This is a genomic window from Clostridium sp. BSD2780061688st1 H5 (genome assembly GCF_005845155.1).
Classification (GTDB): Bacteria; Bacillota; Clostridia; order Lachnospirales; family Lachnospiraceae; genus Claveliimonas; species Claveliimonas intestinigallinarum.
Map to the genome: position 1 here is coordinate 1 of NZ_SPGT01000051.1, position 4,768 is coordinate 4,768.

General features: G+C 38.2%; 7 protein-coding genes. 6 read left to right on the top strand and 1 reads right to left on the bottom strand.

The window, feature by feature from the left end:
- Positions 1–55 precede the first annotated feature (55 nt).
- On the bottom strand, positions 56–400 hold the full coding sequence (locus FGQ86_RS15955) for a helix-turn-helix domain-containing protein (RefSeq protein ID WP_138305135.1): 345 nt from the start codon (positions 398–400) through the stop codon (positions 56–58).
- 165 nt (positions 401–565) lie between these two features.
- On the opposite strand from FGQ86_RS15955, the gene FGQ86_RS16760 reads away from it, so the two are divergent.
- The 6 genes from FGQ86_RS16760 (at position 566) to FGQ86_RS15985 (ending at position 4,672) form a co-directional block, all read left to right on the top strand.
- Positions 566–763, top strand: coding sequence for a helix-turn-helix domain-containing protein (locus FGQ86_RS16760; RefSeq protein ID WP_009246557.1), 198 nt, complete (start codon positions 566–568; stop codon positions 761–763).
- The gene (gene bcrR, locus FGQ86_RS15965) at positions 753–1,367 is read left to right on the top strand and encodes a bacitracin resistance transcriptional activator BcrR (protein ID WP_083578802.1); all 615 of its coding nucleotides are present in this window, start codon (positions 753–755) and stop codon (positions 1,365–1,367) included. The genes FGQ86_RS16760 and bcrR overlap by 11 nt, the downstream gene beginning before the upstream one ends.
- Before the next feature lie 180 nt (positions 1,368–1,547).
- Positions 1,548–2,465: a bacitracin ABC transporter ATP-binding protein BcrA gene (gene bcrA, locus FGQ86_RS15970; protein ID WP_002576324.1), complete on the top strand. Its 918-nt coding sequence runs from the start codon at positions 1,548–1,550 to the stop codon at positions 2,463–2,465.
- Positions 2,458–3,207 (top strand): ABC transporter permease, encoded by a 750-nt coding sequence (locus FGQ86_RS15975; protein WP_002576323.1) that lies wholly within the window; start codon positions 2,458–2,460, stop codon positions 3,205–3,207. Before bcrA ends, FGQ86_RS15975 begins: the two co-directional genes overlap by 8 nt.
- Positions 3,207–4,034 (top strand): bacitracin resistance undecaprenyl-diphosphatase BcrD, encoded by an 828-nt coding sequence (bcrD, locus tag FGQ86_RS15980; RefSeq protein ID WP_002576322.1) that lies wholly within the window; start codon positions 3,207–3,209, stop codon positions 4,032–4,034. The genes FGQ86_RS15975 and bcrD overlap by 1 nt, the downstream gene beginning before the upstream one ends.
- A gap of 167 nt (positions 4,035–4,201) precedes the next feature.
- Positions 4,202–4,672: an RNA polymerase subunit sigma-73 gene (locus FGQ86_RS15985; RefSeq protein ID WP_002576321.1), complete on the top strand. Its 471-nt coding sequence runs from the start codon at positions 4,202–4,204 to the stop codon at positions 4,670–4,672.
- The last annotated feature ends 96 nt before the right edge of the window (positions 4,673–4,768 follow it).

Genomic DNA, 4,768 nt, shown 5'->3' on the forward strand with positions numbered 1-4,768 from the left:
ATTATGAGGATTTGGAACTGGTAGCATAGTCAGTGATATCCTTGAAATAAATGTGTCAACTAATCTTGACAATATCACCTTGAGCCGTAGCTTCCATCACGATAAGCTCCTTTTCTTCCATATCATTCAACAGTACATCAACTTGTTTGCGGCGATTGTTGTCGCCATCTTCATTGCATGGAAAAAAGAACTGGTCTACAGAGATGTCAAGCAAGGTAGTAATGAGATAAAATTTGTTAAGCCTTGGGTGCTGCCCCCTGTTCTCTATATACATAATAGAGCGTGGCGTAAGGTCTACCAGTTGGGCAAGATATTCCTGTGTCCACCCTTTTGCTTCCCGAGCTTTTTTTATCGCTATACCTAACGGCTTAAAATCAAGTTTTCTTTCATCTTGGTACATTTTAATATCATCCTATATCATTGTACATTTCGGGTGATGATATTTGAACGAAGTATGATTTTATGTTTAGTAGTGTATAATTTCGTATTAGTGGAGAGAAACTTGCTATTATTCGTCATTCCGTATATAATAATTATATACTCTTTGCGAAAGGAAGTTGATATTATGAATTACATTTCTGTGAAAGCCGCTTCTGAAAAATGGGGCATATCGGAAAGACGGATACAAAAATTATGTGAGGAAAATCGCATTGACGGAACTGAAAAATTTGGTCGTGCATGGATGATACCAAAAGATGCAGAAAAACCCGTTGATGGACGTATGAAAACAAGGAACAAACAGGAGGAGAATCATGGAATTTAATGAAAAGCTACAACAGCTTAGGACTGGAAAGAACTTAACGCAGGAACAACTTGCGGAGCAATTATATGTATCAAGAACAGCCATTTCAAAATGGGAAAGCGGCAAGGGTTACCCTAACATTGAGTCGCTCAAGTGTATTTCTAAATTCTTTTCTGTGACCATAGATGAACTGCTATCGGGCGAAGAACTGATTACACTTGCCGAAACTGAAAATCGTTCCAACTTGAAAAAAATTTACAGTTTCATTTATGGAATATTAGATATGATGGCGGTTACTTTTATACTTTTGCCGTTGTATGGTAACCTTGTTGACGGATATATTTATTCTGTCAATCTACTTTCATTTACAGACACTACCCCAATATATCTTGCAATCTATTGGATTGTTTTTATTGTTTTGATTGCACTTGGGATAGCGAAACTGATGTGTGTTTGTTTTGAAAAGGAATCATGGAGCAACATAATCACAAAATGCTCTCTCGTGCTGAGTACGCTTTTTATCTGCTTCTTCGTTGCGGCAAGACAACCCTATGTAACCGCCCTTATGTTTCTGCTATTTGTTGCTAAAATATTTGTCTGGATAAAGCAAACCCAAACAAAGTAAAATGCCATAAACCCTTTAAAATAGGCTCTGACACGATAAGTGTCGGAGCTTTTTTCGTGCTGACATCTATTGTGTCGGCATTGTGACGGTAGATTTCTTGGCTTCTATGCAATACTCGTGGATAATAAGATTGTGGTCAGCGAAAACAAGAACAGCAACCCACGGAAAGGAGAATCAAATATGGATTATATCATTGAAACAGAAAATCTTACGAAGCGATACGGAACAGCCACCGTTGTCGATAAGGTAAATCTTCATGTGCCAAAGGGCAAAATTTATGGTTTGCTCGGCAGAAACGGAGCAGGCAAAACCACAGCAATGAAAATGATGTTGCAGCTTGCTTTCCCAACGGAGGGAACGGTACGCTTGTTTGGCACAAACTATAAGGAAAATATCCATACCCTTTATAGCAAAGTAGGCTCTATTATCGAAACACCGGGATTTTACAGTAATTTAACAGGGTATGAGAATTTGCAAATTCTCGCTAAACTGCGAGGGGGAGTATCTAAAAGTGGAGTAGAAAAAGCTCTTGAAGTTGTGGGGCTGCATAAGGAGAAAAGAAAAGTCTTTTCCGATTATTCCCTCGGAATGAAGCAACGGCTTGGTATTGCCGCCGCCATTATGCACGAGCCGGAGCTTTTAATACTTGACGAACCGATTAACGGACTTGACCCCATTGGAATAGTTGAAATACGCTCATTTTTATCTGAACTTAGTCACAATCATGGCATTACCATTTTTATCTCAAGCCATGTTTTAAGCGAGATTGAACAGATAGCAGATATTATCGGCGTTATGCACGAGGGGCATTTAGTAGAGGAAGTGAATATATCCGAGCTTCACAAAAGGAATCGAAAATACATTCAATTTGATTTATCTGACAGTGAGATAGCCGGAAAGATTTTAGAAAACCACTACCACATGACGGATTTTACAGTGCAGGACGGTACGGTGAGAATTTATGACTTTAGCCAAAGTGTTGGAGAAATCAATCGAGAATTTGCACGAAATGGACTGCTCGTGACAAGGATAAATGATAGTGAGGAAAACTTAGAGGACTACTTTTCTAAACTGATTGGAGGTGGCGGTATTGCTTAATCTTATTTCTTGTGAATTATTAAAACTAAAGCGTTCAAAAATGGTGCTAATTAGTGTGGCAGGGGTATTATCTACCCCACTTTTGATGTTAATAGAAGCCTTGCAAACACATTTTGATAAGCCGGAGATTATCTTTACCTTGTCTGACATATACAGCGACAGTGTACTGTATATCATGCTGCTGGTAAACATTATGATATATGTGGCAATTGCAGCTTACTTGTTTAGCAGAGAGTACACAGAAAGCACCCTCAAAACCATATTGCCCATACCCATTTCAAGGACAAAACTATTAATTGGAAAATTTTGCACCCTGCTTCTTTGGATTGTTATGCTAACCCTTGTAACATGGGCAGGTATATTTATCGTTTGTGGGCTATATGACGCTGTCTTTACATTGGAGGGATATAGCTTACTAGTGGCAATAGTATGGCTCCCCAAGTTTTTGTTTGGCAGTATCCTGATGTTTTTAACAGTTTCTCCTTTTGTGTTTGTTGCTATGAAAACAAAAGGATTTGTCGCCCCGATGATTGGCTCTGCCGTGATTGTCATGGGAAGTGCCGCACTTTCAAATCAAGAATGGGGAGCGTTGTATCCGTGGACAGCCACCTATTTCTTGGTGCAGGGTAAACTTCAGAGTACCGGCTATCCTACACTGCTGTCTGTATCTATTATTATTCTTGTATCAGCAGTTGGTTTTCTTATGACCTTTCATCATTTTAAAAAGGAGGATTTGAAATAATGGTACTTGATTTTATAGAAATTTTAAAAGTTATTTTTCTTGGAATTGTTGAGGGTATTACTGAGTGGCTACCTATCAGCAGCACAGGACATATGATTCTTGTGGACGAATTTATCACACTTAATATGAGCGAAGCATTTAAAGAAATGTTTTTTGTTGTTATTCAACTTGGAGCTATACTCGCAGTGGTTGTAATGTTTTGGAACAAGATGTTTCCCTTTCAATTTAAGAACAAAGCACAGTCAATTGTTAAAAAGGATACTTTCTCGTTGTGGTTCAAGGTTGCGGTAGCTTGTGTACCGTCAGCTATTATGGGGATTCTATTTGATGATTATTTGGATGCTTACCTCCAAACCCCCATTGTGATTTCAATCATGTTAATCTTTTATGGTTTGTTATTCATTCTCATAGAAAATTGGAATAAAAAGCGTACTCCTACTACTATGGCACTTTCTGACATCAGCTATAAAACAGCAATCTTGATAGGGGCATTTCAAGTGTTATCACTTATACCCGGCACATCACGGTCGGGAGCAACGATTATAGGTGCTTTACTCATAGGAGTTTCACGAGTGGCAGCAGCAGAGTTTACTTTTTTCCTCGCAGTACCTACTATGCTTGGAGCAAGTGCTTTTAAGCTGTTAAAATTCGGGTTTGAATTTACAAGTGCAGAACTGCTCGCTCTTGTTCTCGGTATGGCTGTGGCATTTGCGGTATCTGTCTTAGTAATTAAATTCCTAATGAACTTTATCAAAAAACATGATTTTAAGGTGTTTGGTTGGTATCGAATTGTGCTTGGTATACTTGTTGTACTTATAAAATCTTAATAATGCGTTTTCTTTGTGCGCGAATAAAAATGCCAGTTGGTCCTTAAGATCAGCTGGCATTTTTGTTTCTGGGGATGGAAAACAACCCAGAGATTCTCGTTGTCGATCTCCTCCTGATTTTAGTTTGCATGGTGAATTTTGCAAATTGAATCTACAGGAGGTTAATAATGGGATTTAATTATGGATATGAGAAAAAGAAGTTTGATAGTAGATGGAAGCGTTTAGAAGTTGAGTATTGTGATGCAGGGATGAGCGAAGAACAGATTGCTGCCATGAAAGAATATGACTGGGCATGGTTTTGCAGTCAAAGGGTTTTTCAAAACCATACGCAACCAATACCTTGTGAACAATATGATGAAGTATGTGGTCAATCACAGCTGTTCCGAAAGTTTGCATCGTTATCTTATCAATGGGATGTTGATAAGATTGATCAAACGCGATATGGATGGTTGGCTTCGGTGGAAAACGAACAACTACTGTTGAGATTGAAGAAGCTGTCGAAGAAAGATTTGGAGCTATTGACATTACTTTTTGTGGATGGTTATCGTCAAATTGATGTAGCACGTCTTTGGCATTGTTCCAGAAGTGCTGTTGCACAAAGATTTAAAAAAATAAAAAAATTTTTGAATAACACTTAACAAATGAAGCGTATCAGTGTGGTGTGGTATAAAAAAAGTTGACAGCTTATTCTCAAGGATTTCATAATAAAACCAAGAGAATAAGGAGGTATTCAA